The following is a 23,924-nucleotide window of genomic DNA, read 5'->3' as shown; positions in this document are numbered from 1 at the left end:
CGTACCTTATGCGGCTGCTCGGCAAGATCCTGGATCGAGTGGTTCACTTGCCCGGTGGACAGCGAAGACCTGATCGACAAATTACGCCGGATCGGCGTCGAGTACGGCGGTGTGGCCGGCACCGTGCTGCCGACCAGGCCGGACGTGATCATCATGCGGGCCGGCTCCGTCGTGGTCAAGGCGCACGCACCGGGGGCGGAACGGGAACCGCTGGTGGAGCGGATGCGGGCCGCCGCCCATCCGGCGCTGCGCCAGATCATGCTCCAGCCGGTGACCGAGGAGGTCATGACCGCCGGGGATCGGCTGGTCACCGTCTGGCCGGCCGGGACTCCGGTGGACCCCGAGGATCCGGACGCGGCGCCCTGGGAGGCCGCCGCCCGGCTGCTGGCACGGCTGCACGCCGTACCCGCGCGGACCCTGCCCCCGCTGGGAGCCGCGGGAGGGCCGAGCCGGGTGGCCGCGACCGTTGCCCGCCTGGGCGGCCGCTCCGCCGCCGAACTGGCGGTACGCCGGGCCTTCGGCTGCCTGCCCTCCCCTTCCACGGACCCCGGCGGCCTGACCCACGGCGACTGGCACATGGGCCAGATGGTCCGCGCGCCGGACGAGTGGATCCTCATCGACATCGACGACCTGGGCGTCGGCGACCAGGCATGGGACCTGTCCAGGCCCGCCGCCTGGTTCGCGGCCGGGCTGCTGGAACCGCAGGTGTGGCACCGCTTCCTGGATGCCTACCGCGCCGCGGGCGGGGGCGCCGTCCCTCCGAACGGTGACCCGTGGGAACGGCTGGAGATCCCCGCGCAGGCGATGACCGTACAGCTCGCGGCGGCGGCGGTGGCCACCGCCGGGCGGGCGGGGCGCCCGCTGGACGAGGTCGAGGAGATCCTCGTCGAGGCGTGCCTGAGGATTGTCCGACACAGAAGCGCCTGCCATGCTGTGCCCACGCAGTAGGTTGTGGTTACTTGGTAATCACGCCCGAAAAAGGAGACCAGCCAGATGCAGTGCCCCAAGTGTCGGGGCGCCATGCGCACCTACGAGCGCAACGGCGTCCACATCGACCAGTGTGAGAGCTGTCGCGGAATCTTCCTGGACTACGGCGAGCTTGAGACGCTGACCCGCATGGAGAGCCAGTGGTCACAGCAGTCCCACGCTGCTCCGCCGCCCCCTCCGCCGCCGCCCGCGCACGGCGCTCCCGGCTACGGCGCTCCCGCCTGGGGTGCACCGCACCACGGTCACTACGGTCACCACCGCCAGCGCAGCTGGGTGGGGATGCTCTTCTCGACCTGATCGGAGCCGGGGGAACACAGGGACCGCGATCTCACCACGAGATCGCGGTCTTCGCGTCCGTGGCGAGCCTCCGGAGGATGCGCACAGGCGGAGGAGGGTGTCAGGTGGGGAAGTCACCCGGCTTGACCTGCTTGGGCCTCACATTGCCCCTGACGGTGTGCAGGGTGATCTTCCAATTGGTCCAGCGGGTCGTCCAGCGGGTCTGGGTCCCGGTGCGGACAGTGCGGAAGCGCACGGACTTGCCGAACTTCTCGAACCGGCACAACCTGGTGAAACTACGGGCCTTGGCATCCCAGTCGTCGCCGAAGGTGTAGTAGATCTTGTAGTTGCCGTCCCGTACCCCCTGGATTTTGAAGTTCGACTTCCTGCGGACGTACACGGTGATCGCCTTCCGCTTACCGCGCACCAGGACCACGACGGCGTCCTTGCTGTTGCGGTTGCGCAGTTCGAGGTAGGCGCGACTCGGACGGCCCTCGGAGGCGATGAACCTGCCGTTGGACAGCCGGCGGGTGCGCTGTTTGGGCGCCTTGACCGAGATGACGCTCGCCGGATACCCGCTCAGCGCGTCGGCCGCCTTCTCCACATTGGACAGCTCCCCCGCTCTGTCCATGCCGGTCAGCACGGCGGGGCCGGTGCAGAGCCGCTGTGCCTCGGCGTCCTGGCGGACGCCTCCGAAGGCGACCGACAAGGCGCGCAGGGCCTCGACGTAGTCGTCGTGCTGGACCTTCACCTCCGCGGGGGGGGCCAGCTCGGCCAATCGGGTCACCGCGCCGTCCACCGCGGTGGAGGTCTGCTTCAGCCGCTTGTCGAGGGTCTTCAGCCCGCCGGTCGCGGCCAGCTTCTTCACCGCGGCACGCACCGGGCCGCGCGCCTTCTCCAACTCGGTCCGGTACTCCTCGGGCGTCAGCGTCACGACGGCGGGTGAGGTGGCGGGTGACCCGGTGGACGGCGAAGAGGCCCGGCCGCCGGACCCCTGGCCCACTCCGGCCACACCGCCCGCGGTGGCCGGGCCGACCACTTTCTCGTCAGAGGACGCGGTGCAGGCGGTCAGGGCCACCAGGGTTGCCACGGCACAGGCGAGGATACGGGGGGTAGTCACTTACCAAACTATTGCCGCATCGATCATTGTCCGTCAAACAGTGCCGGAAAGTCGGTGGTCTCCACCAACCCCCCTCTCGATTCACGGACAACCACCGGGTGATACCGGCGGATCCCAGGAACGGCAGGTCGTGGCTGACCACGACGAGCGCGCCCCGATAGGCCTCCAGAGCCTGGGCGAGCTCTCTGACGCCACTGGGATTCCGCAGGAAATCGTCATCGGGACAATAAAGGATCCGCCGAGGTCGGATACGCGCCGGGCCGAAAAGGCGGTTCGTGCGATGCGGTGTCCGAAGCCTCAGCACCCCCAACGCCCCCTCCTGCGGGAGGGGAATATGACAGCACACCTCTGGTCCTGTCAAGCCTTTTCTCGCCCCCTCCGCCATCCGGAGCCCCGAACCGGTTTCGGCTGTTTCCCGGCGGCCGATATGGCGGCGCGAGGTCATGTCCGCCACCACGGACGGGACAACATGATCTACCCCCACACCACCCGGAGGACCGGAGGCCGACATGCCCCCTCATACCGACCAGTACGGGTGAACATCCTCGGCCCGACTCTCGCCGGAGTGCGTGGAAGAAAACGGCGAAAAGCCCGGGTGCTTACCTAAACCGGGTCTTTCACCCCCGAAGGCCACCCGCGCCAAGAGGAGTTCCCGGAAAACCATGCCATCGGATCAGGAGAGCTTTGGAAACAACTACCCTCGCCACTTGAGGTGTAGCTCAGAGTGATTAAACGCCTTTGATTAATTCTTGTCGGGAACCCTAGGGCAATCAGACTGAACCGCTACCTTTGCCTCCCTGAGATGACCGTTCTCACGCTTCGCACCTAGCGTGAGTCAGATCCGGACGCCAGGTCGGGTGTCGTCCTCGATACCGGTCAGGCGTCTTGGCAGCCCGGGTATCTCCCAGGGTTCCACCAATTCGGCAGGGAGTGATCTCTCATGATCATCCTTAGGAACATGCTCGCAGCCGGCGCGATGGTCGTCTCAACCCTCGCCGCCCCCGTAGCGATGTCGGCCCAGCCCGCCAGTGCGGGCACCGTGGCACAGGAGGCCGTCACGACCACCCTCAGCTCCGCTCAGCCCTGCAGGTTCGCCAGAAATCCCGCGAGGTGCCGCGCCAGACGTGGCGGTGGCGGTGGCGGTGGTGGCGGTGGTGGCGGCGGCGGTGGTGGTGGCGGCGGTGGCGGCGGTGGCGGCGGTGGCGGCGGCGCCAATGTCACCAACACCAACACCAACACCAACATCGTCGGCGGCGGCGGCGGAGGCGGCGGAGGCGGCGGCGGTCCCCGTGGCGGCGGAGGCGGCGGCGGCGGAGGCGGCGGTCCCCGTAGCGGCGGCGGAGGCGGCGGCGGTGGCGGTGGCGGCGGTGGCGGTGGCGGTGGCGGTGGAGGCGGCTGATCCACCGACAGCCTCGGAGACCATCGCCAGATGCATCCGAGGCCGCACGTGCCAAGCGATGAGGCGCTAGGAACACCGGCGCCCGCCCAACGATCGGGACGGCTCCGGCAGTGAGCCCACGTCAACAGATCGGGATGTTCCGCACCGGTCGCCCTCGGCGACCGGTGCGGATCCCGATCACTGTCGAGACGTCACCCGGATCTCAGCCGGACGGCCGGATCACGAGGAGCGAGCGCGGGCGTTTGGTGAACTCCGCCTCGCCCGTGACCGTGAACGTCTCACCGTCACGCGCCAGCGGCAGCCGGCCCGAGGGAGCCGAGAGGCGCAGCGTGTCGGCCTGCCACTGCTGGTAGTGGCGTGAGAGCTTCACCCTTGCGGCCAGCAGGCTGAGAAACACCCGCACCCGGGGCAGCCGGTCGGCGGCGGCGAGCACGCGGATGTCCAGCAGACCGTCTTCCAGGCGTTGCCGCCTGGCGGGAGCACCACCGCGTGCCTCGTAACGACAGTTGCCCACGAACACCGCCCAGACACGCCTGGGCACACCGTCCACGATGAGATCCACCGGCCGCGCGCCCCCGGGGCCGAGGACCTCGGCCATGGCCCAGAACAGCGCGGGCCACGTGCCGATCCGGCTCTGCCGCCGTTCCCTGCTCTCCGCCAGTGCCTGGTAGAGGCCCACACTGACGGAGTTGACGAACGTCCGGCCCGCGACCTCACCGACGTCGACGGCCACGAGGTCACCGTTGCGGTACGCCTCAGCCGCCTCCTGCACGGTCTCGACTCCGAGCGCGCGGGCGAATCGGCCGCGGACGCCCGTGGGGACGACCAGCAGCGGGGTCGCCGCACCCGCCGTCTCCTGTGCCGCGAGGTTGACCACGGCGTCCCCTCCGGCCACCGCGAGCACCTTGGCCCGCGAAGCGGCGTCCCGCACGGCGGCCCCGAGGTCGGCACCTGGCGCCACCTCGACGACCTCGGCCCGGGGAAGGGCCGCGCGTAGCGTCTCCGCCGTTCCTGCGGTGGCGTCGGCCGCGCCGTCGACCACGGCGACCGCCCCCTCGCCCTCCGGGTCGAGCAGCGCGGAGGGCGCCGTGAGGGCGGCGCGGGCGTGCCCCGCCTCTCCGGCGTCGGGCCAGATGCGGCGGGTGACCAGTCCCGCCGCCACGCCGATCCCGGCCCCCGCGAGCACGTCGCCCGGATAGTGCACGCCGGTGTAGACGCGGGAGAAGCAGACGGCGGCCGCGAGAAGCGCGACGGGGACCGCGACCGCGCGAGGCGCCTCCATCGCCACGGCCGCGGCGAAGGCGGCCGCCGAGGCGGAGTGGCCCGAGGGGAACGACGCCGAGGTGGGCATCTTGATCAGCCGGGCGAGCGGGAGCCCTTCTGCCGACGGCCGGCTCCGGCGGAAGGCCTGCTTGCCGACCAGGTTGACCAGCGGGCTGGCCAGGCTGACCGCGAGCAGCCCTCTGGTCGCGGCGCGGCGCAACGGCCGGCGCCCGCTGACCGCGAACGCTCCGGCCACCCCGGCCCACAGCAGGGAGTTGTCCGCCGCGCGTGACAGCGCGGGCACGACACGTTCAAGACCGGGCAGCCTCGCGCTCGCCACCATGGCGAACACCCTCCGGTCCAGCCTGCTCAGCCGTGAGCTCAACCGCATGCGTCAGACCCTCCCGCGACGACGAAGAACGATGACAGACGAACGGACAGTCATTTGATTCTGCCGTCTCCCCCGACAGGCGGCGCCTGGCACGTCCCCACCGCTTCCATGCTTCTTGTCAGAACGGCTTTAACGACACGGTCCCGCTAGTCGTCCGCCACATCCTCCGCCCCGGCTTCCGGCGCGGCGGGAATCGCCGGCTCGTAGCCCCGGGCGGCGAGTTCGGCCTCGATCGCGGCGCAGACGGTCTCCACCACCGTGACGCGGGCCAGGCGTTTGTCATCACCGGGGACCACGTGCCACGGCGCCTTCGGATGGTCGGTACGTGCGAGCATGTCCTCCACCGCGGCCTCGTACAGCGGACGCTTCTCGCGGTTGCGCCAGTCCTCGTCCGTGAGCTTCCAGGCCCGCAGCGGGTCACCGGCCCGGTCCTGGAAGCGCCGTAGCTGCTCGTCCTCGGAGACGTGCATCCAGAACTTGACCAAGATCATGCCCTCGGCCGTGAGGGTCCGCTCGAACTCCACGATCTCCCCGTACGCCCGGGACCACTGCTCCTCGCCGGCGAAGCCCTCGACCCGCTCCACCAGCACCCTGCCGTACCAGGAGCGGTCGAGCACGGTCATCCCGCCCCAGCCGGGCAGGACCGGCCAGAACCGCCACAGGAAGTGGTGGCGCTTCTCGTCGTAGGTCGGCGCGGCGAACTGCGCGACGCGAACGTGGCGCGGGTCCAGCGGGCGCACCAGCCGCTTGATGGCACCTCCCTTGCCCGAGGCGTCCCACCCCTCGAAGGCCACGCACAGCGGCGGACCGATGCGCTGCTCGCCGACCTGACCGCCGAGCGTGAGCCGCAGGTGGAGCAGGCGTTCGAGAGCGGCGTCGAGACGCTTGGAGGCCTCGTTCTTGGTGAGCTTCCGTGACAGGTCAACCTCAGCCAGGCGATTCATACTGACAAGCCTCGCATGTCCCACCCCGTGGGCACTCCCGAAGAGCGGCTCCGGTCGCGCGCCGTCAGGTCAGGCGTTCCCGGTAGACCTCTCTGGCCCGGCCGATCAGGTCAAGATGGTCGGTGAGCTGCCCGGCCGTCTCGAAGACGCCCTCCTCGCGAAGGAGCGCCTCCAGGGTGTCCAGCCACTCCAGGCACCAGCCGACGTCCTCGGCCCTGGCCACGTGACGGCCGTCCACGTCGAGGTAGACCGGGCTGGTGTGGGCGTACACCTCGCCGGTGAAGGACCGCTCGTGCGGGCCACCAGTGGCGAGGGCGACCACGTAGGTGGGGTCGCCGACGACCAGTTCCGCGGTCAGCTCGCCGGGCGGCCCCTCGGCCAGCACGCCGTCGGCTGTGCGGATCTCCAGCCGCTGCACCTCGGGACCCACCGACCGGGCGGTGATCGTGATCCGCTCGCCCGGCGACAGGTCCAGGGTGGCACCGGGGCCGTGACCTCCGGCCGACAGCTCCAGCCAGGGGCCGGTGGTGCCGAAGGTACGGCCCCTCCTGACCGCCTCGGCGAACGACGCGGCGCTCAGCGCTCCGTCCACCCGGGCGTAGACCCGCGCCCAGCCGGGCGGGTTGGACTGGTTTCCCCGCCGGGCGAAGGAGACCATCGCATCGGTCCCCGCGGTGACCGCGATGCGGTTGCCCGCCCCGATCAGGCGCTGGTAGACGGCGGCGGTCGCGGTGATCGAGGTCTGGCTGAGCACGTCGAGGGTGTCGACGAGGCCGAGAGCCGCGTCGGCGACGATCTCCCTGGAGGAGCAGTTGCGTCCCCACAGCAGTGCCTTGTCCGGTGCGTCGGCGTCGGCGAACGGCGTGTGGAAGGGGTGGCTGTAGCCGGTCACGGCGCCGAGGCCGCGGAGTTCCTCGCAGGCGACGCTGTTGGGCGGCCAGTCGGCGGTGCCGAGGAAACCCGTGTGGAACCGTGCGGGCGGAGCCGAGACGCCGAAGGCGTAGAGGTGGCCGAGCAGGTCGTTGCGGTACTCCACACCGATCCTGGCCACGTGCGAGGCGTCGGACCAGGGCAGGTCACGTCCCGCCCAGTGCTCCAGCGCCTCGGAGTCGTAGACCCGCTCGGAGGAGACGTTCCCCGCAACCAGGTTGAGGACGTGCAGGTCCTCGCCGTGCTGCATGGCCCCCGCGAGCTCGGGCGTGCCGACCATGTCGCCCGCCCAGTTGAGGTGGACGTGCATGTCCCCGCCGTACCAGCCGAGGGCCGCCGCGTCGTAGAGCCGCTCTGGGGTCAGCTCGACGAGGGTCTCCTCCCCCGCGGCCGGGGTGAGCGTGACCTCGGCGGAGCCGTACTCCATGCCCCTGGAGACCCGGACCGTCAGCGTCTCGGCCGGGACCTCCAGGACCAGGTCGTCGCCGTGGAAGTAGGGCATCACGTGGTAGTCGTACCTGTCGGGGGCACCCTCGGGATACCAGCCCTGCCTGTGCTCGCCGTACACGCTCCACTTGCACGCCAGGCCGGCGCGCACCCGCAGGCGGGCCGCGGGGGCCCGGCGTGCCAGTGACGACAGGTCGACCGGTAGGCCGTCGGCGACCACCTCGCTCCGATTCGTGATCTTGATGAGCCGGGCACCGCCGGGGCCGACCACGTGTGCCCGCCCGTCCACCAGCACGGTGACCGGCTCCGGCCTGGCGGAGTCGACCAGCAGCGTCGTGCGCAGGGGGCTGCCGTCCAGCACGGCCCGCGCCCGCGCCTCGACCACGGCGCCCTCCCCGGTGAGGCGGAGCGCGGCGAGGTTGTCGAGCACCCTGCCCGCCAGGACACCGCGGACCACCTCGTCCATGTCCAGCTCGTCGAGGCGGTCCCCGAGCTCCTTGAACGGCATTCCCGGGTAGCGGGCGCCGAGCATGCCGTAGCAGACCTCCCAGAAGGTCGTCGTGCCCATCAGGTAGGCGTCGGTGGCCATCGACTTGACGTAGAAGATGGGATCCTCACCCCAGGTGACCCCGTGCTCGGCCAGCAGTGCCTGGTACTCTCCGAGCGCCCGCGCCACGGTGAGAGGCATGTTCGGATCGTCACACATAGGGCTCTCCGCGCAGTAGGACTCCCGATGATCGCCGCTATCGTGACACGCCGGGCACGGGGCATCGCGTACACGCGTCCGAGGGGGAGGGATTCATCCCTGCCGGAGGGACAAAAACGCTCCCGAGACGGTGACGATCCGCCCCGGAGGTGGGCGTTCCCACCGTGCGGGACCACCCGCTCCACGGGGAGGACGGTCTCGCCGGCTCCCGTCCGCCCCGGAAGGGGGACGGGCGTCAGCGGGTCCCGGTCCGCTCCGCGGAGGGTTCGACGCTCCCCGGAGAGGACGGCATGCCCAGCCGCATCCGCATCGCGTGCTCCACGAGGGCGATGAGCACCTCCTTGCCCGACTCCCGCTGCCTGGCGTCGCACAGCACGATCGGGATGTCCTCGTGGAGGGTCAGCCCGAGCCTGACCTCGTCGAGCTCGTAGCGGCGAGCCCCGTCGAAGCAGTTGACCGCGACGATGAAGGGCGTCTCGCGCCGCTCGAAGTAGTCGAGCGAGGGGAAGCAGTCGGCCAGCCTGCGGGTGTCGGCGAGGACCACCGCGCCCAGCGCGCCCAGCGCCAGCTCGTCCCAGAGAAACCAGAAGCGCTCCTGCCCAGGTGTGCCGAACAGGTAGAGGCGGTAGTCGTCGCCGATGGTGATGCGGCCGAAGTCCATCGCGACAGTGGTGGTCTGCTTGGTCTCCACGCCCGACAGGTCGTCGACACCGATACCCCGGTCGCTCAGGGTCTCCTCGGTGCGCAGCGGCTCGATCTCGGAGACCGCGCCGACCAGCGTGGTCTTGCCCGCACCGAACCCTCCGGCGACCAGGATCTTGATCGCCTTGGGCAGCTTCACGCGTCCGGCGTCGCGGTTAGAGCGCACGGAGTCCATCGAGCACCGCCCTGTACAGCATCTCGTCGTGCATGTCCGTCTCCGAATGCGGTTCTTGCATGGCGATGAATCCCTGATCAAGCAGGTCACTGAGCAGGACACGGACCGTGCCTGCCGGAAGATTCGTGTGGGCGGCGATCTCCGCGACCGACTGGGGCAGCCGGCAGAGCCGGACGATGGCCAGGCACTCCGGGTCCAGGCCCGGCTCCCTCGACGAGACCTGCCGGATGGTCACCACCAGGGTGATGAGGTCGAACCTACCGCGAGTCGGTTCGGTCCTGCCCCGCGTCAGGACGTACGGCCTGACGATCGGCCCCGCCTCGTCGCCGACCCACTGGGCCTCGGGCTGCTCGTCGAAGATGCTCATCGCGTGCCGTCGCCTCTGAAGGAGGAGTCGGCAGTCCGGGTGGGCGAGGTGAGGTACTGGCCGACGCGGGTGACGAGCATGGCCATCTCGTAGGCGACCAGGCCGACGTCGGCCTCGGCTCCGCAGAGCACCGCCAGGCACGCTCCCTGCCCGGCGGCCGTCACGATCAGGTACGCCGTCCGCATCTCGATGATGGTCTGGCGCATCGGCCCGCCACCGACCCGGTCACTGACCCCCCGGCCCAGACTCTGGATCGCCGATCCGACGGCGGCCAGATGTTCGGCGTCCGCAGGGGGGAATCCCGCCGACGCGGCGAGCAGCAGGCCGTCCGTGGAGAACACGATTCCGTGCTGAGCTTCCTCCACCCGCGAGACCAGGTCGTCCAGCAACCAGGCCAGGTCCGTGAAAGATCCTGTTCCCTGCACCACTCGTTGTCCTCTCCTTCTGCCTGCCGATGTTCCGTCGCCGGCCCTCGGCGCCTCATCGGCACCGACCCGGCACGCGCTCACATATTGGGGTCACCCGACGGGCCCACCCTCGTCCACGGGATCGCCTGCCCGCCGGGTCAGCTGGGCCGCGTCGTCGCGGCCGCGGCGCGTGCCCGTTTGGAAGGACGTCATGGCCGCGCGGATCATCTCCGGGGAGCGCTCGTCGGCGCCGTCGTCGTCCGGGGGCACCGGCGCCGCCACCTCGTCGTCCTGCAGCGGGGCGGCGAGATGCGTCTGGGGAACACGCCTCGGGAGGCCGCCCGGTGTGTGGCTGCTGTCGGGCGGGGGCAGCACGGGCGGCAGTGCCGCCCCCGGGCCGCCCGAACGTCCGGGAGCGGCGGAGCCGTCGGGCGCGCCCGGTGCGGCGGGAGGCCCGGGGTTCGTGAAGTCGGGCAGGCTCATAGGTGCTCCGGAGTCGGGCAGCTGCCTGAGTGCCGCGGGATCGGCGAAGCGGCCGGGGGCCGCCGGATCGGCGAGACCCGCGGGAAGGCCAGGGTCGGCGACGCGGCCAGGAGACGCGGGTTCCCACGCCTCGGACCAGGCCCCCGGGACGGGCTCTCCCTCGGCACCACCGGTCCGCACGGGGCCACCGGCGATACCCAGGGGATCGCCTGCCCGGTCGCGGACCGCGGCGACCGCGGATGTGGTGCCGTTCATCTCGCCGGTGCTCGCCGGGCGTGCCTGCGGGATGCCGACGCCGACGGAGGGGGCCGACTCCTCCTCGTTGATCAGGTCCTGCGGGATGAGGACGACGACGGTCGTGCCGCCGTACGGGGACGCCTTGAAGGTCACCCGGACGTTGTGCCGTTCGGCCAGGCGGCTGACGACGTACAGGCCCAGCCTGGCGTTGCCGGAGAGCTTGAGCTCCGGGGGGTTGGCGATCCGCTCGTTGGCCCCCGCGATGTCCGCGGCGCTCATGCCCAGCCCCCGGTCCTCGATCTCCAGCGCGTAGCCGTGGGCCACGAGGTGCCCGCCGACCTGGACCGTGGTGTAGGGCGGGGAGAAGGAGGCGGCGTTCTCGACGAGCTCGGCGATCAGGTGGATCACGTCGCTCACGGCCCGGCCGTCCAGCGCCACCTCGCCCAGGGGCATCACGTCGACCCGGGTGTAGTCCTCGATCTCGGCGAGCGAGCCGCGGACCACGTCGATCATCGGGACCGCGTCGCGCCAGGCCCGGCCGGGCGCCGCACCGGCGAGCACGAGGAGGTTCTCCGCGTAGCGTCGCATCCGGGTCGCCAGGTGGTCGAGCCGGAACAGGTCGCGCAGCTCCTGCGGGTCGTTCTCGCGCCGCTCCATGACGTCGAGCACGCTCAGCTGGCGGTGCACGAGCGACTGGGTGCGGCGGGCGAGGTTGCGCAGGATGTCGGCGATGTCGCGGCGCAGCTGGGCCTGCTCCGCCGCGACCTTGATGGCGGTCTGTTGCACGGCGTTGAACGCCTGGCCGACCTGCCCGATCTGGTCGTCGCCGAACTTGAGCGGCGGCGCCTCCGCCTCGACGTCCACGGTCTCCCCGTGGCCGATCCGCTCGACCACGGAGGGCAATCGCTCGTTGGCGAGCTCCCAGGCGGCGGCCCGCAGCTTCTCCAGCTGCTGGACCAGGGCGCGAGCCGTGGTGATGGCCAGGACGACCGAGGCGATGACGGCCACCAGACCCAGGCCGCCGGCCAGCGCGAGCCGCACGACGACGCCGACGGCGACCGGGCCCGACCGCTCGACCACGCCGCTGCCGGCCGTGAGCACCGCCTCCGTCAGCTTGGCCTGTGCGGGCTGGGCGTCGGAGCTCCATCGCGCGACGTCGACCACTCCGGCCGACACCACGTTCGCGTCCCCGATCAGCTGCTCCTCCATGGCTCTCAGCCGGGTGAACTGCTCGCTGGTGGCCAGCCGCCGGTAGGCTTCCTGGTCGGCCGCGGGCAGTTCGGCCACCGCCTCGGTGAGGAGGAAGCGCCGCGTGCCGACGATCTGCGTGAATCTGACCTGCTCGCCGTCGGCGAACCTGCCTGCCGTCAGGGCGCCCATCACCAGGGCGTCTCCCTGGGACAGCATGTCCCGGGCCCGGTTCATCTCGATGAGCGTGCGGGTGTCCTTGGCGAGTTCCTCGTCGTCCAGCGTGGCCAGCGAGTCGTAGACGCGGTAGATGGAGTCGACGATACCGGTGAACTCCGCGGCCGCCCAGGTCCGGCTGCCCCGGCCCGTGTCGATCGCCCTGCGCGTGGTGGCCAGCTCGTCCAGCAGCCGGCGTGTCTCGGCGATACGATTCCCCAGGGCCGAGCTTCCCAGCAGCTGCACGCTGCTGCCAGCGGTGAGCTCCCGGAAGTTCGCGCCCGCGGCGTCGGTGCGCCCGCGCTGGGCGGCCAGCGCCTCGCGCCGCCGGCGTTCCGTGCCGCCCGTGCCCAGCGTGATCGCGGTAAGCCGTCGTTCGGCCTGCACCTCGACGATGAGCCGCTCGCTCGGCTCCGCCACGTCGGTGTTGAGGGTCGCCACGCCCAGCATGTTCACACCGTCACGGACCGTCACCCATGCCGTGAACGCCCAGAGCGCGGTGAGCGACACCAGAAGTGCCGTGACCTTGGTCCGCAAGCTCGCGTTACGCAAGCGCATGGTATCCATCCCGGGAAGCAGAAAGAAAATAGACGGCACATTTTTGCGGCAGTCGACACATGTAGTTCAAACGGTCGCCACATCGCACGGATCAGCGGGACACCCCGCATCACACCCGCCGAACCCTAGCAATGTCACTAAACACACTCAAGGCGGGACAGAACAGATGAGCCCTTCTGTCCTGTTTTGAATTCACAGTCAATTCTCAATACGAGTCGCCCTCAGGAAGTGAGAGTGCGCGCCGTGCCAGATGAAGCGCGCCCAGAACGGCCGCCCTGATGATCGCCACCGGCAGGTACAGGTCCTTGTCGACCCAGAGCGACGGCGCCTCGCCGTCCCAGGTGGCCGCCAGGCGGCGGTATCCGCGCTCCACGGCCTCCCGCCACCGCTCCTCCCCCCGCGCCGCGCCGGCCAGCAGCAGGGTCTGCAGCGCGTAGGCGGTCTCCTCCGCGGTGCCCTCCCAGCGGCCCCACGACCCGTCCGCGCGCTGGGTGCCGAACACCCACTCCACAGCCCCGCCCACCGCGCCCGCCGACTCCTCGCCGCCGAACTCGCGCAGCGCGATGGCGCAGCAGGCGGTGGCGTAGTACGGCGAGACGTGCCAGCGGTCCGTCCAGCTGCCGTCCGCCTCCTGGCGGTCGCGCAGCCACGCCGCCAGCTTGGTCACGACGGCCTCGTGGCGGGGCTCTCCCCCGCACCGGCGCAGGTACTCGCCGAAGGCGTCGAGCACGTGCGCGTTGGTCGTCGGGGACATCCCCTCCTCCTCGCGCCAGGTGCAGAAGTGGGTCTCCGTCTCGAACGGCCACAGCCCCTCGGGCTCGCGCGGCTCGCCGATCAACGCCAGCGCGTACAGGGCGACGGAGGTGGTGTCGGCGTCCTCGGGAAGGCCGGGCCCCGTGGCGGTCCCCTCGGGGCCGAGCCCGTCCCGCAGGCTCGCGGCCAGCTCCGGTGACACGTCCACCGGGATTCCCGCGCGCCGCAGCCAGCTGAGCGTCCAGCCGCGCTCGAACACACTGATGGGCAGGGCGCAGGGCACCGGCCCGCCGGTGGAGGCCACCACCGCCTCCAGGTAGCGCCGTACCGCCGCCTCCTGGTCCGGTCTGGACCCGGGCGACGCGGCCAGCCAGGCGGCGCCGGCCGCGGGCGAGGCGCCGACGGCCGCCATCCCGCCGGGCATCGGCGTGGGGAGGATCCCGGAGGCCGCCGTCGCCTCCGCCCCCGCGATCTCAAGGGCGTGGACCAGCTTCTGCGGTATCTCCGCGCCCGACGCCAGCCACGCCCTGACCCCGGCCAGCTTGGCACCGTCCAGGCCCGGGGGTGGTTTCGGCCCCTCCCCGTCAAGGTGGCCGTCGATCAGGGAGAGCAGGGACGACACGATGAGCTCGATCGCGGGCGTGTCCGGCAGGGGCGCGGCGGAGCGGGAGCGATTCCGCACGGCCTCCAGCCCGCGATCGGCCGCCTTGGCGAGCAGGTCGGGGGCAGCAGAGGTGCCGCGCCCGATCTCGGCCAGCAGCGCCTCGACCGCGCTCAGGGTGGGGACCAGAGCGTGGTCGCCGGATGAGTGCCAGCCGCCGTCCGGCCGCTGGGTGGCGAGCAGGAACCCGATCCGCTCGGTGTGCCCGGCCAGCCACGGGGCCAGGCTCACCAGCCGGCCCGTCTCGTACGGGGAGGCGGACACCTGCCCCCAGGGCTGGGCCAGCAGCCCGGCGACCAGCTCGCGCGCCTCGGCGACCGTGTCGATCCCGTCGCCTGCCCCGATGCCGCTCTTCGTGCCGCTCCCCGCGTCGTACCCGTCGAGGGTTCCCTGGCCGATCGCCGGCGAGGCGCCGAGCACCGCGGGAGCGGACAGGCCGTCGACGCTCACAACGCCCCCCAGTAGTCGCCAACCTGGTAGAAGCCGGCGCAGAAGTCCATCTGCCGTTCCATGTAGCCCGCCAGCTCCGGATGGGCCTCCCGGAGCGGGGCGACCAGCTCCCTGCTCCGTGCCGCCAGCTCGGCGATCCGCCGCTCCACCTCGGCGCGGCCGATGTCGAGCAGCAGGACGTTGAGGTCTCCCCAGGCGACGTCCCGCTCGTAGGTGCCCAGGTCGTTGAGGAGGCGGATGACCCGTTGCACGGCCCGGCCCGCCTCGCGCAGCGGACCGACGTCCGCGACCGCGCCCTGGCCCGTGACGTGGATCCAGTGGGCGGCGAACACGAAGGAGAAGCCGAGGTTGTCGGCGTTGCCGAGATACTCCTCGAAGGTCGGCGTGACCTTGTCGCTCTTCCAGCGCCACTCCGCGAGCATCCCGTCCAGCATGCGTTCCAGCTCGTCGCGCCAGATCGGTCCGAGCTCGGGGAAGGCCGGCGAGGAGGCGAGCTCGTCGCGGATGCCGGCGAGCATGCGGGTGAGGTCGTCGCCGGGGACCGGCGGCCCCCCGGCGGCCACGTCCAGGCACCGCCGGGCGATGTCCGCCACCTCGGCCGGCGAGGTGGCGACGTAGTCGACGAGCCAGTCCAGGCCGAACGCCCACAGGGAGGTCTTGTTCGCCATCCGCAACCGCTCGGCGGTGAACCAGGGCCCGCCGAACGCCATGGCGAGCGAGAGGGTGCTGTACAGGGCCGCGTCGAAGGGCTTCGCGGAGAACAGGCCGGGATAGGTCTCCGCCCACTCGCGCATCTCCCGCTGGGAGCGGCCGGCGCGGGCGCAGATCGTCCCGGCGGCCATCGCCTCCATGGCCTCCGGCCGGACGCCGGGGTCGAGTCGCGCCGTCATCGCAAGACTCCGCCCTGATCGTGCCGGGCGGAGGATATGCCCAGCTCGACCTTGCCCTTGGGGCGCAGCGAGGCGGCCCACCCCGTGACGAACGGCCCCGGCGTGCGCACCGACATCCGGAACCGGCTGAGGATGCCCGCGACCACGAGCGGCGCCTCGACGTAGAACAGGGGTTCGCCCAGGCACCTGTGCGGCCCGCCGCCGAAGGGGAAGTAGGCGTACCTGTGCCTGCGCTCCTCGCTCTCGGCCCTGCCGGGCGCGAACCGCTCGGGGTCGAACTCGTCCGGACGCTCCCAGAACTCCGCAAGCCGCTGGGTGGCGTACGGGGTTACCAGCACCGTCGAGCCGGCCTTGATCCGCACGCCGCCGATCTCCGCGTCCTCCATGACCATGCGGGGGAGCAGCCAGCCCGCCGGGTACAGGCGCAGGGTCTCCTGAAGGACCATGCGGGTGTAGGTGAGGTGGGGGATGTGCTCCGGACGGGCCGGCCCCGCGCCCACCACCGCGTCGATCTCCGCCTGGAGCCTGGCCTCGACGTCCGGGTGCTCGTCCAGCAGCAGCCACAGCCAGGTGAGGACCATCGCGGTGGTCTCCGACGACGCGGCGTACACGCTGACCAGGGCGTCGCGGATCTGTTTCTCGGTGAGCCTGCCGCCGTTCTCGTCGACGGACCGGCAGAGCACGGAGATGACGTCGACGTTGTCGTCGGGGTCGGTCATCGCCTTTCTCGCCACGGGGAAGACCACGTCGTCGATCGCCCTGACGGCCTTCAGGAAGGCCCGGTCACCGGGTATCCGCATGAAATACGGCATGAACGGCATGAGAATCCGGTAGACGAGCGAGTGGGATGCCTGTTCGAAGGCGGGGATGATGCGCTCCCCGTCCTCCCGGTTCAGCTTGTCCCCGAACAGCACCCGGTTGACGATGTAGCTGAGGATCCTGGACATCTCCGTGGCCGCGTCGAAGTTGCGCCCCGACTGGACATACCCGTCCCACTCCTGGACGCGCCCGGCGACGCGCCTGGACACCTCCTCGGCGATCGTGGCGACGTACCGCGTGGTGAACAGCGGCTGCAGGACCTTCCGGCTGTTCTGCCAGTGCTCGCCGTCGCTCATGATGCTGTGCCCGAAGAGCCGCTCCAGCGGGCGCCAGAACATCCCCAGGCGCTGGTAGTTCGTCCATCCGACGCGCATCACCTGCTGGACGTGGTCGGGATGGGTGACCAGGTAGGGGCGGAACGGCCCCAACTCCAGCCGGACGACCTCCCCGCCGGCCTCCCGGGCGAACTCGGCGAGCGCGCCCGCCGGTTCGCGGACCAGCTTCGGCAGAGCTCGGTGTATCGGGATGGACCTCGCTCGGCGACCGGGATGCACGTCGATGGACATAGGCAAACGTCTCCCACCTCACGTGATGTGAATTCGCGCAGCATGAGACAACCGCCCGCGCGGGTGAGCGCGGCGGTGTTCGGAAACGGGGACGTCCCACATGTCCCGTTCCCGCCCGGTGCGCGGATAACTACTGGTCAACCAACAGATCAGGATCGGCCGACCGACAATCCCTCTAGGGCGCTCCGGGTCTCCTCACCTGTCCCATTACCTGATTTACACACTAAAGCGCATCACATCACAGCATTAGTAAATCTTCACATGAAGTATCACATGACCTACCAGAAGTGATCAAGCTCGTATTCGACATAAACCTTACCGGTTCCGGACACAGGCCTCGTTAACCTGCGCTTAACACGGTTGCGTAAATGGTGGATCGGCCTCTCGTCAACGCTGTCACCCGAGGTCACCCAGGGTTACCAGAGGCCCGTGCCCGGAGCCGTCAGTTGCCCCTGCCGAAGGCCGCGAGGATGCGGTCGGCGGCCAGCGAGGGAGTGACCTCACCCTCGGCGACCTCGCGTTCCAGCTCGGTGATGATCGCCGCGACCTCGGGGTGCTCGCGGAGCCGGGCGAGCAGCCGGTCGGTGACCATGGCCCAGGTCCAGCGGACCTGCTGGCGGCGGCGGCGCTCGGCCAGCTCCCCCGAGGCCTCCAGCGCGTCACGGTGCCTGACGACCTGGTGCCAGACCTCCTCCAGGCCGTTACCGGTCATCCCGCTGCAGGTGAGCACCGGAGGCGTCCGCTCCGCGCCCAGCAGGCGGAGCGCTCCGGCGAGTTCCCTGGCGGCCCTGCGCGCGTCCAGCTCGTGGGAGCTGCCCTCGGCACCGTCGGCCTTGTTGATCGCGATCACGTCGGCCAGCTCCAGCACGCCCTTCTTGATGCCCTGGAGCTGGTCGCCCGTCCTGGCCAGGGTGAGCAGCAGGAAGGTGTCGACCATGTCGGCGACGGTGGTCTCCGACTGGCCGACGCCGACGGTCTCCACCAGGACGACGTCGTACCCGGCCGCCTCCACCACGACCATCGCCTCGCGGGTCGCCCTGGCCACCCCGCCCAGGGTGCCCGAGGTGGGCGAGGGGCGGATGAAGGCGGCCGGGTCGACCGCCAGGCGGGACATCCTGGTCTTGTCGCCCAGGATGCTCCCGCCGGTACGGGTCGAGGACGGGTCGACGGCGAGCACCGCCACCCGGTGGCCCTCCCCGGTCAGCCGCGTGCCGAGCGCGTCGACGAACGTGGACTTGCCGACGCCGGGCACGCCGGTGATGCCGACCCTGCGCGCCGCGCCGGCCAGCGGGGTCAGCTCGACCAGCAGCCGCTGGGCCAGCTCCCTGTGGTCGGCCCTGGAGGACTCCACCAGTGTGATCGCCCGCGCGATCCACACCCTGGAGCCCTCCTTCACCCCCTGGACGTACTCGTCAAGCGTTCGCGTCATGACCCAGCCGGGTGAGCAGGTCCGCCAGCAGGCCCCTGGCCGCGTCGGCGATGACGGTGCCGGGCGGGAAGATCGCGCTCGCGCCCGCGGCGCGCAGCTCGTCGAAGTCGCCCGGCGGGATGACACCGCCGACCACGATCATGACGTCCTCCGCGCCCAGCTCGGCCAGCGCCTCGCGGAGCGCCGGTACGAGCGTGAGGTGGCCGGCGGCCAGTGAGTTCACGCCGACCACGTGCACGTCCGCCTCGACCGCCTGCCGGGCGACCTCCTCGGGCGTCTGGAACAGCGGGCCGACGTCCACGTCGAAGCCGAGGTCGGCGAAGGCCGTGGCGATCACCTTCTGGCCCCGGTCGTGACCGTCCTGGCCCATCTTCGCCACCAGGATTCGGGGGCGGCGGCCCTCCAGCCGCTCGAACTCGGCGCACGCCTCGCGGACCGTGTCCACGCCGGATCCCACCTCCTCGCGATACACGCCGGTGATCGTACGGATCTGTGCCGCGTGCCGCCCGAACACCCGCTCCAGGGCGTCGGAGATCTCCCCGACCGTGGCCATGGCACGGGCCGCCTCGATCGCCAGCGCGAGCAGGTTCCCGTCGCCCGCGGCCCCCTTGGTGAGTGCCGTCAGTGCCTCCTCCACCCGCCCGGGGTCGCGCTCGGCGCGCAGGCGGCGCAGCTTGTCGAGCTGCTGGGCGCGTACGGAGGTGTTGTCGACCTTGAGCACCTCGATGGGCTCGTCGGCGTCGGGCCGGTACTTGTTGACGCCGATGACCGGCTGGCGCCCGGAGTCGATGCGCGCCTGGGTACGGGCGGCGGCCTCCTCGATGCGGAGCTTGGGCAGCCCGGCGTCGATGGCCTTCGCCATGCCCCCGGCGGCCTCCACCTCCTCGATGTGGGCCCATGCCCTGGCCGCCAGCTCGTGGGTGAGCCGCTCGACGTAGTAGGAACCGCCCCAGGGGTCGATCACCCGGCAGGTGCCCGACTCCTGCTGGAGCAGCAGCTGGGTGTTGCGGGCGATCCGCGCGGAGAAGTCGGTGGGCAGGGCCAGTGCCTCGTCCAGCGCGTTGGTGTGCAGCGACTGGGTGTGGCCCTGGGTTGCGGCCATCGCCTCGACGCAGGTGCGGACGACGTTGTTGTAGACGTCCTGGGCGGTGAGCGACCAGCCGGAGGTCTGCGAGTGGGTCCGCAGCGAGAGCGACTTGGGGTTCTTGGCTCCGAACCCGGACACCAGCCGCGACCAGAGCAGCCGGGCGGCCCGCAGCTTGGCGACCTCCATGAAGAAGTTCATGCCGATGCACCAGAAGAACGACAGGCGCGGCGCGAACCTGTCGATGTCCATACCCGCCTCGACACCCGCCCGCAGGTACTCCACCCCGTCGGCGAGGGTGTAGGCGAGCTCCAGGTCACACGTGGCCCCGGCCTCTTGGATGTGGTATCCGGAGATCGAGATCGAGTTGAACTTCGGCATCCTCTCGCTGGTGTACGCGAAGATGTCGGAGATGATCCGCATCGAGGGGACCGGCGGGTAGATGTAGGTGTTGCGGACCATGAACTCCTTGAGGATGTCGTTCTGGATGGTCCCGGCGAGCTGCTCGGGCGCCACCCCCTGCTCCTCGGCGGCCACGACGTAGAGCGCGAGCACCGGCAGCACCGCGCCGTTCATGGTCATCGACACGCTCATCTTGTCGAGGGGGATGCCGTCGAACAGCTGCCGCATGTCGTAGATGGAGTCGATGGCCACGCCTGCCATACCGACGTCCCCGGCGACGCGCGGGTGGTCGGAGTCGTAGCCCCGGTGGGTCGCCAGGTCGAAGGCGACCGACAGTCCCTTCTGCCCGGCTGCCAGGTTACGCCGGTAGAAGGCGTTGGACTCGGCCGCGGTGGAGAAACCGGCGTACTGCCGGATGGTCCACGGCTGGTTGACGTACATGGTCGGGTACGGGCCGCGCAGATAGGGCGCGGCGCCCGGGTAGGTCTCCAGGAAGTCGAGACCGTCGGTGTCAGCGGCGGTGTAGAGCGGCTTGACGTCGATCCCCTCGGGCGTCTCCCACACCGGGCCACGAGGTCCGTCCCCCGCGGCGGGGCCGGGCACCGCCGGTCGCGCACCGAGTTCGATCTCGGAGAAGTCGGGAATCATCGAGCCACCCCCAGGTCGTCGAAGGTCGTCCGGAGCGCGCCGAGCGCGTCGCACCCGGTGTAGAGGTTGGCGTCCACGCCCTCGAACCCGCCCTTTCCTGCCAGCCAGATCCTGCGCGCCCCCGCACCCCTCAGCGCGGCGGCCACCGCCTCGGCGTGTTCGGCGTACAGCCGGTCGCTGGAGCACAGGCACGCGACCTCGGTGCCGGAGGCGGAGAACGCGGCGGCGATCTCCGCGGGGTCCGTCATGGCGCCACCGGCCACGGTGGCGATGCCGCCCGCCTGGAACAGGTTGGCCGCGAACGACGCCCTGGCGGTGTGCGCGGCCACCGGGCCGATGGTCGCCAGGAAGACCTTCGGCCGGCTCGCCTGGGCGTCGGCCAGGTCGCGCAACGCCTCGAACTCCTGCGCGTAGTGCACCCCGGTACTCCCGGTGGACCGGGCCTGCCTGACCAGGGGCCGCTCGGCGAGGTCGGGGAACTCGCTGACGCCGGTGATCGGGTCGAGGCGCCTGGCGATGTCGGCCGAGCGTCGCTCCCAGGTGGCGGCGAGCCGTCCGGCGACGAGCGCGGAGCCTTCGGCCGCCCCGACGCCCCCGGCGCGCTCGATCTCCTGGAACCACTCCCAGGCTCTGGAGGCCAGGTCCTCGGTGAGCCGTTCGACGTACCAGGAGCCGCCGGCCGGGTCGATCACCCGGGCCACACCGGCCTCCTCGACGAGCAGCGACTGGGTGTTGCGCGCGATACGGCGGGCGAAGGCGTCCGGCAGGCCGAGGCGGGCGTCGAAGGGCTGGACGGTCACCGCGTCGGCCCCGCCGGTCCCGGCCGCGAAACAGGCGAGCGTGGTGCGGAGCATGTTCACCCACGGATCGCGGGCGGTCATCATGACCGAGCTGGTCACCGCGTGCTGCCGCTGTCCCTCGTCGGGGGCGCCGCACACCTCGGCGACACGCGCCCAGAGCCTGCGGGCGGCCCGGAGCTTGGCGATGGTGAGGAACTGGTCGGCGGTGGCCGCGTACCGGAACTCCAGCTGCCCGAACGCCTCGGGCACGGTCAGGCCAGCGCCGGTCAGGGTACGCAGCGCGGCGACTCCGGCGGCGAGGGAGCAACCGAGCTCCTCGGCGTCACCGCCTCCCGCGTCGTGATAGACGGTGGCGTCCACCGTGACGGCCCTGAGGCCGGGGTGGTCCCGAACGCAGCGGCGGGCCAGCTCGATCGCGGTCTCCGCGTCGGCGAGCGCGTCGGCTCCCAGGTTCCCCTTCAGCGTGCCGGCCTTCTCACCCGCCAGCCCGAGGAGCACCTCGGCCGCCTCGCGGGTCCGCTTGCCCGCGTCGAGCGTGACCGAGATCAGCTCCAGGTGGACCCGCTCCAGGGCCCGCGGCAGGTCCTCGGGGTCGAGGGTGAGCCACAGTGAGGTGACGCCGTTCTCCAGGTCCGTGAGGATCGCCTCGGAATCGGGCACCTCGTGGCGCTGCCGCACCTCCCAGCCCCCCTCGGGGGCGGAGCCCCTGATGTAGGGGGCGGAGCCGGGAAGGCCGGGATCGCCGGGCAGATCGGACGCGTCGTAGAGCGGTGCGATCGTCACACCGTCATAGGTGGTGGAGGCCAACGCCTCCTCCGGGGAACCGGTCTCGACCCCGGACTTGCGCAATACCCCGAGCGCCAGCTCCCGCCACCGCTCACGCGTGGTCGGTGGGAACTCGGCGGCCGGTCGGGGTTCCTCAGGCGACACCGTCATGCACCGGATACTAAAGGTTGCCGTTTTTCGAACTCCCATCGGGCTCCGGACAAACATCAACAGGAGGGCCGTCGGAAGGAGCCGAAGGGGGATTCCCGGACCATGCGGAAGAATCCTTACGCAGCAGCCCGAGGTAGCCGTACGAGAAGGCGACCAGCACGTCGACCGCCTCCTCCAGGTCGGGGTAGCGCCCGTCGATGTGGCCGATCGCCATCGCGTTGGTCAGCGCGCCGATCCCGTCGGCGATCATCTCCAGGCGGCGCCTGTCGCTCTCCCGCTCGATCGGGAAGCCGAACGAGGCCAGGTCCGCGACCAGGTGTGCCCGGTAGGCGGCGGCGGTCTCGACGGCGAACTCCTGGAGCGGCGACGACGGGTCGTGCCGGGTGCGCAGGCCGAGGCGGAAGAGCGCGGGGTGCCCGCAGATGGCCTCCAGCGGTATCCGGAAGGCCTCGCGGTGGCGCTCCCTGTCGTCGGGTGCCTCACGGGCCCTGCGCCGCGCCTCGCGCATCGCCCCCCGCAGCCGCTCCCCCGCCTGTTCTCCGAGCGCCCGCAGCAACTCCTGCCTGTCCTTGAAGTGCACGTAGAAGCTGGACTGGGCGATCCCCGCCGCCTTTGAGACCTTGACGGTGGTCAGCCCTGCCTCACCCTCCTTGTCGAGGATCGCGAACGCGGCGCGGATGAGGCGACGCCTGGTCAGATCCTTGGCCTCGCTCCTGCTCAGGGGTGTGCTCGCCACTGTCGCCTCAACTGCCGCCTCGCTTTCCACTCACCGATAATCCTACCGGCGAACCTCCACTCACACCCAGCGCAAACAATCCCCCTCAGAGGCTTGTGCGATTTTTCACCGATAGCGCTATCGGTGAATCACTCTTGGGAGCCTACCTGGAGGAGATGCGCGTGAAACGCCTGACGCTTTCCACGGCGTGGCTCGCCTCGCTGACACCGGCGCTGACACCGGTGCCGGCCGCCTGTAGCGGCGAGCGGCCCCCGCACCCTCGGACAAGGCTCCGGCGGCGGATCGGTCCCGGCCAGTGGGTGGCCTGTCACTATCCGCAGGCCCCCGTGCGGCAGGAGCCACTGGTCAGCTGACGGGTTCCTGCCAGGCCGCGTCCCAGGTGGCGCGGTCGACGGCACCGGTGACGGGCAGCCCCTTCTCCTTCTGGAACTTCTTGCAGACATCACTGGAGGCGGGACCGTACAGACCGTCGACGTCGATGTTCCAGCCCCGGTCGCGCATCCGCCGCTGCCAGGTGCGGACGTCCGCACCCTCCATGATCGGCGGCTGCTTGAGCGTGCGGCCGGGAAAGGAGGGGTGCGGTTCCGGCGGGTTGGTGGTCCCGCCGCCGGGACGGGGGGCGCCCCGCTTGACCCACGCGTACAGGGGCTCGCCGGGGCAGCTGGTCGAGTAGCCGTCCCGGTGGCCCTTGATCTCCTTACCCGCCCCGCCCTTGTCCCTGAGGTATTCGACGGCGTCGAGGATGCCGTGCAGGATGCCGTCGGTCGGCTTGGTGAGCCCCGACGAGCCGACCAGGCCGAGCACCGCGTAATGGTCGCTGTTGAGACCGGCGCCGTTGGCGGCCGGCACACGATTCGGCCCCCGGCCCTCGAAGACCTTCCGATGCGGACAGACCAGCATGGAATAACCAACGTCAATCCAGCCATTGCCGTCCATGTGGTGATTCTGGATGGA

At 70.8% G+C, this 23,924-nt stretch carries 20 protein-coding genes; 4 read left to right on the top strand and 16 right to left on the bottom strand.

Features of this window, described 5'->3' with window-relative positions:
• Positions 1–54: 54 nt before the first annotated feature.
• Positions 55–948, top strand: a complete 894-nt coding sequence (locus tag ABZU75_RS02585; protein WP_355548591.1) for an aminoglycoside phosphotransferase family protein — start codon at positions 55–57, stop codon at positions 946–948.
• Between the two features lie 45 nt (positions 949–993).
• Positions 994–1,284 (top strand): zf-TFIIB domain-containing protein, encoded by a 291-nt coding sequence (locus tag ABZU75_RS02580; RefSeq protein ID WP_355548588.1) that lies wholly within the window; start codon positions 994–996, stop codon positions 1,282–1,284.
• A 100-nt stretch (positions 1,285–1,384) separates the two neighbouring features.
• Here the strand turns inward: ABZU75_RS02580 and ABZU75_RS02575 are convergent, their stop codons facing one another.
• Complete coding sequence (locus ABZU75_RS02575) at positions 1,385–2,383, bottom strand: hypothetical protein (protein ID WP_355548585.1); 999 nt, start codon at positions 2,381–2,383, stop codon at positions 1,385–1,387.
• 940 nt (positions 2,384–3,323) lie between these two features.
• Between ABZU75_RS02575 and ABZU75_RS02570 the strand changes: the two genes are divergently transcribed.
• The gene (locus ABZU75_RS02570) at positions 3,324–3,782 is read left to right on the top strand and encodes a hypothetical protein (protein ID WP_355548582.1); all 459 of its coding nucleotides are present in this window, start codon (positions 3,324–3,326) and stop codon (positions 3,780–3,782) included.
• A gap of 202 nt (positions 3,783–3,984) precedes the next feature.
• On the opposite strand, the gene ABZU75_RS02565 is transcribed toward ABZU75_RS02570, so the two are convergent.
• The 14 genes from ABZU75_RS02565 to ABZU75_RS02500 all read right to left on the bottom strand — a co-directional run bounded on the left by ABZU75_RS02565 (position 3,985) and on the right by ABZU75_RS02500 (position 22,970).
• The gene (locus ABZU75_RS02565; RefSeq protein ID WP_355548579.1) at positions 3,985–5,436 is read right to left on the bottom strand and encodes a phosphatase PAP2 family protein; all 1,452 of its coding nucleotides are present in this window, start codon (positions 5,434–5,436) and stop codon (positions 3,985–3,987) included.
• Positions 5,437–5,582: 146 nt separating this feature from the next.
• Positions 5,583–6,380, bottom strand: coding sequence for a UDP-galactose-lipid carrier transferase (locus ABZU75_RS02560; RefSeq protein ID WP_355548576.1), 798 nt, complete (start codon positions 6,378–6,380; stop codon positions 5,583–5,585).
• 64 nt (positions 6,381–6,444) lie between these two features.
• The gene (locus ABZU75_RS02555) at positions 6,445–8,445 is read right to left on the bottom strand and encodes a CehA/McbA family metallohydrolase (protein ID WP_355548573.1); all 2,001 of its coding nucleotides are present in this window, start codon (positions 8,443–8,445) and stop codon (positions 6,445–6,447) included.
• Positions 8,446–8,698: 253 nt separating this feature from the next.
• A complete protein-coding gene (locus tag ABZU75_RS02550; RefSeq protein ID WP_355548570.1) occupies positions 8,699–9,340 on the bottom strand; it encodes an ATP/GTP-binding protein in 642 nt (213 codons plus the stop codon).
• On the bottom strand, positions 9,321–9,707 hold the full coding sequence (locus tag ABZU75_RS02545) for a DUF742 domain-containing protein (protein WP_355548567.1): 387 nt from the start codon (positions 9,705–9,707) through the stop codon (positions 9,321–9,323). Before ABZU75_RS02545 ends, ABZU75_RS02550 begins: the two co-directional genes overlap by 20 nt.
• A complete protein-coding gene (locus ABZU75_RS02540) occupies positions 9,704–10,135 on the bottom strand; it encodes a roadblock/LC7 domain-containing protein (protein ID WP_355548564.1) in 432 nt (143 codons plus the stop codon). The genes ABZU75_RS02545 and ABZU75_RS02540 overlap by 4 nt, the downstream gene beginning before the upstream one ends.
• A 90-nt stretch (positions 10,136–10,225) precedes the next feature.
• Positions 10,226–12,796 carry a nitrate- and nitrite sensing domain-containing protein gene (locus tag ABZU75_RS02535; RefSeq protein WP_355548561.1) on the bottom strand — a complete coding sequence of 857 codons (2,571 nt, stop codon included), beginning with the start codon at positions 12,794–12,796 and terminating at the stop codon, positions 10,226–10,228.
• Positions 12,797–13,001: 205 nt separating this feature from the next.
• On the bottom strand, positions 13,002–14,660 hold the full coding sequence (locus tag ABZU75_RS02530) for a prenyltransferase/squalene oxidase repeat-containing protein (protein ID WP_355548558.1): 1,659 nt from the start codon (positions 14,658–14,660) through the stop codon (positions 13,002–13,004).
• Entirely contained in the window at positions 14,657–15,550 is an 894-nt protein-coding gene (locus tag ABZU75_RS02525) for a terpene synthase family protein (protein ID WP_355548555.1), read from the bottom strand. The genes ABZU75_RS02530 and ABZU75_RS02525 overlap by 4 nt, the downstream gene beginning before the upstream one ends.
• Positions 15,547–16,935 (bottom strand): cytochrome P450, encoded by a 1,389-nt coding sequence (locus ABZU75_RS02520; protein ID WP_355548552.1) that lies wholly within the window; start codon positions 16,933–16,935, stop codon positions 15,547–15,549. The genes ABZU75_RS02525 and ABZU75_RS02520 overlap by 4 nt, the downstream gene beginning before the upstream one ends.
• A gap of 442 nt (positions 16,936–17,377) precedes the next feature.
• The gene (meaB, locus tag ABZU75_RS02515; protein WP_355548549.1) at positions 17,378–18,364 is read right to left on the bottom strand and encodes a methylmalonyl Co-A mutase-associated GTPase MeaB; all 987 of its coding nucleotides are present in this window, start codon (positions 18,362–18,364) and stop codon (positions 17,378–17,380) included.
• On the bottom strand, positions 18,348–20,498 hold the full coding sequence (gene scpA / locus ABZU75_RS02510; protein WP_355548546.1) for a methylmalonyl-CoA mutase: 2,151 nt from the start codon (positions 20,496–20,498) through the stop codon (positions 18,348–18,350). The genes meaB and scpA overlap by 17 nt, the downstream gene beginning before the upstream one ends.
• A complete protein-coding gene (locus ABZU75_RS02505; protein WP_355548543.1) occupies positions 20,495–22,234 on the bottom strand; it encodes a methylmalonyl-CoA mutase family protein in 1,740 nt (579 codons plus the stop codon). Before ABZU75_RS02505 ends, scpA begins: the two co-directional genes overlap by 4 nt.
• A gap of 10 nt (positions 22,235–22,244) precedes the next feature.
• Complete coding sequence (locus ABZU75_RS02500) at positions 22,245–22,970, bottom strand: TetR/AcrR family transcriptional regulator (protein ID WP_355548540.1); 726 nt, start codon at positions 22,968–22,970, stop codon at positions 22,245–22,247.
• Between the two features lie 161 nt (positions 22,971–23,131).
• Here ABZU75_RS02500 and ABZU75_RS02495 point away from each other — a divergent pair, with 161 nt between their 5' ends.
• Positions 23,132–23,323, top strand: coding sequence for a hypothetical protein (locus ABZU75_RS02495; RefSeq protein WP_355548537.1), 192 nt, complete (start codon positions 23,132–23,134; stop codon positions 23,321–23,323).
• Here the strand turns inward: ABZU75_RS02495 and ABZU75_RS02490 are convergent.
• Positions 23,316–23,906: an N-acetylmuramoyl-L-alanine amidase gene (locus tag ABZU75_RS02490; RefSeq protein WP_350959852.1), complete on the bottom strand. Its 591-nt coding sequence runs from the start codon at positions 23,904–23,906 to the stop codon at positions 23,316–23,318. The two genes, ABZU75_RS02495 and ABZU75_RS02490, sit on opposite strands and share 8 nt — an antisense overlap.
• Positions 23,907–23,924 lie beyond the last annotated feature (18 nt).

This window comes from Streptosporangium sp. NPDC005286 (genome assembly GCF_040607515.1).
In the GTDB taxonomy this organism is placed as follows: Bacteria; Actinomycetota; Actinomycetes; order Streptosporangiales; family Streptosporangiaceae; genus Streptosporangium.
The sequence above is the reverse complement of the archived record's forward strand: the minus strand, read 5'-3'. Positions and strand labels throughout refer to the sequence as shown.

Bases quoted from the DNA above. Each gene is read 5' to 3' on its own strand.
- ABZU75_RS02580 (WP_355548588.1), top strand. From the start codon at position 994: ATGCAGTGCCCCAAGTGTCGGGGCGCCATGCGCACCTACGAGCGCAAC.
- ABZU75_RS02570 (WP_355548582.1), top strand. From the start codon at position 3,324: ATGATCATCCTTAGGAACATGCTCGCAGCCGGCGCGATGGTCGTCTCA.
- ABZU75_RS02565 (WP_355548579.1), bottom strand. From the start codon at position 5,436: ATGCGGTTGAGCTCACGGCTGAGCAGGCTGGACCGGAGGGTGTTCGCC.
- ABZU75_RS02560 (WP_355548576.1), bottom strand. From the start codon at position 6,380: ATGAATCGCCTGGCTGAGGTTGACCTGTCACGGAAGCTCACCAAGAAC.
- ABZU75_RS02555 (WP_355548573.1), bottom strand. From the start codon at position 8,445: ATGCCTCTCACCGTGGCGCGGGCGCTCGGAGAGTACCAGGCACTGCTG.
- ABZU75_RS02550 (WP_355548570.1), bottom strand. From the start codon at position 9,340: ATGGACTCCGTGCGCTCTAACCGCGACGCCGGACGCGTGAAGCTGCCC.
- ABZU75_RS02545 (WP_355548567.1), bottom strand. From the start codon at position 9,707: ATGAGCATCTTCGACGAGCAGCCCGAGGCCCAGTGGGTCGGCGACGAG.
- ABZU75_RS02535 (WP_355548561.1), bottom strand. From the start codon at position 12,796: ATGCGCTTGCGTAACGCGAGCTTGCGGACCAAGGTCACGGCACTTCTG.
- ABZU75_RS02525 (WP_355548555.1), bottom strand. From the start codon at position 15,550: ATGACGGCGCGACTCGACCCCGGCGTCCGGCCGGAGGCCATGGAGGCG.
- ABZU75_RS02520 (WP_355548552.1), bottom strand. From the start codon at position 16,935: ATGTCCATCGACGTGCATCCCGGTCGCCGAGCGAGGTCCATCCCGATA.
- meaB (WP_355548549.1), bottom strand. From the start codon at position 18,364: ATGACGCGAACGCTTGACGAGTACGTCCAGGGGGTGAAGGAGGGCTCC.
- scpA (WP_355548546.1), bottom strand. From the start codon at position 20,498: ATGATTCCCGACTTCTCCGAGATCGAACTCGGTGCGCGACCGGCGGTG.
- ABZU75_RS02505 (WP_355548543.1), bottom strand. From the start codon at position 22,234: ATGACGGTGTCGCCTGAGGAACCCCGACCGGCCGCCGAGTTCCCACCG.
- ABZU75_RS02490 (WP_350959852.1), bottom strand. From the start codon at position 23,906: ATGGACGGCAATGGCTGGATTGACGTTGGTTATTCCATGCTGGTCTGT.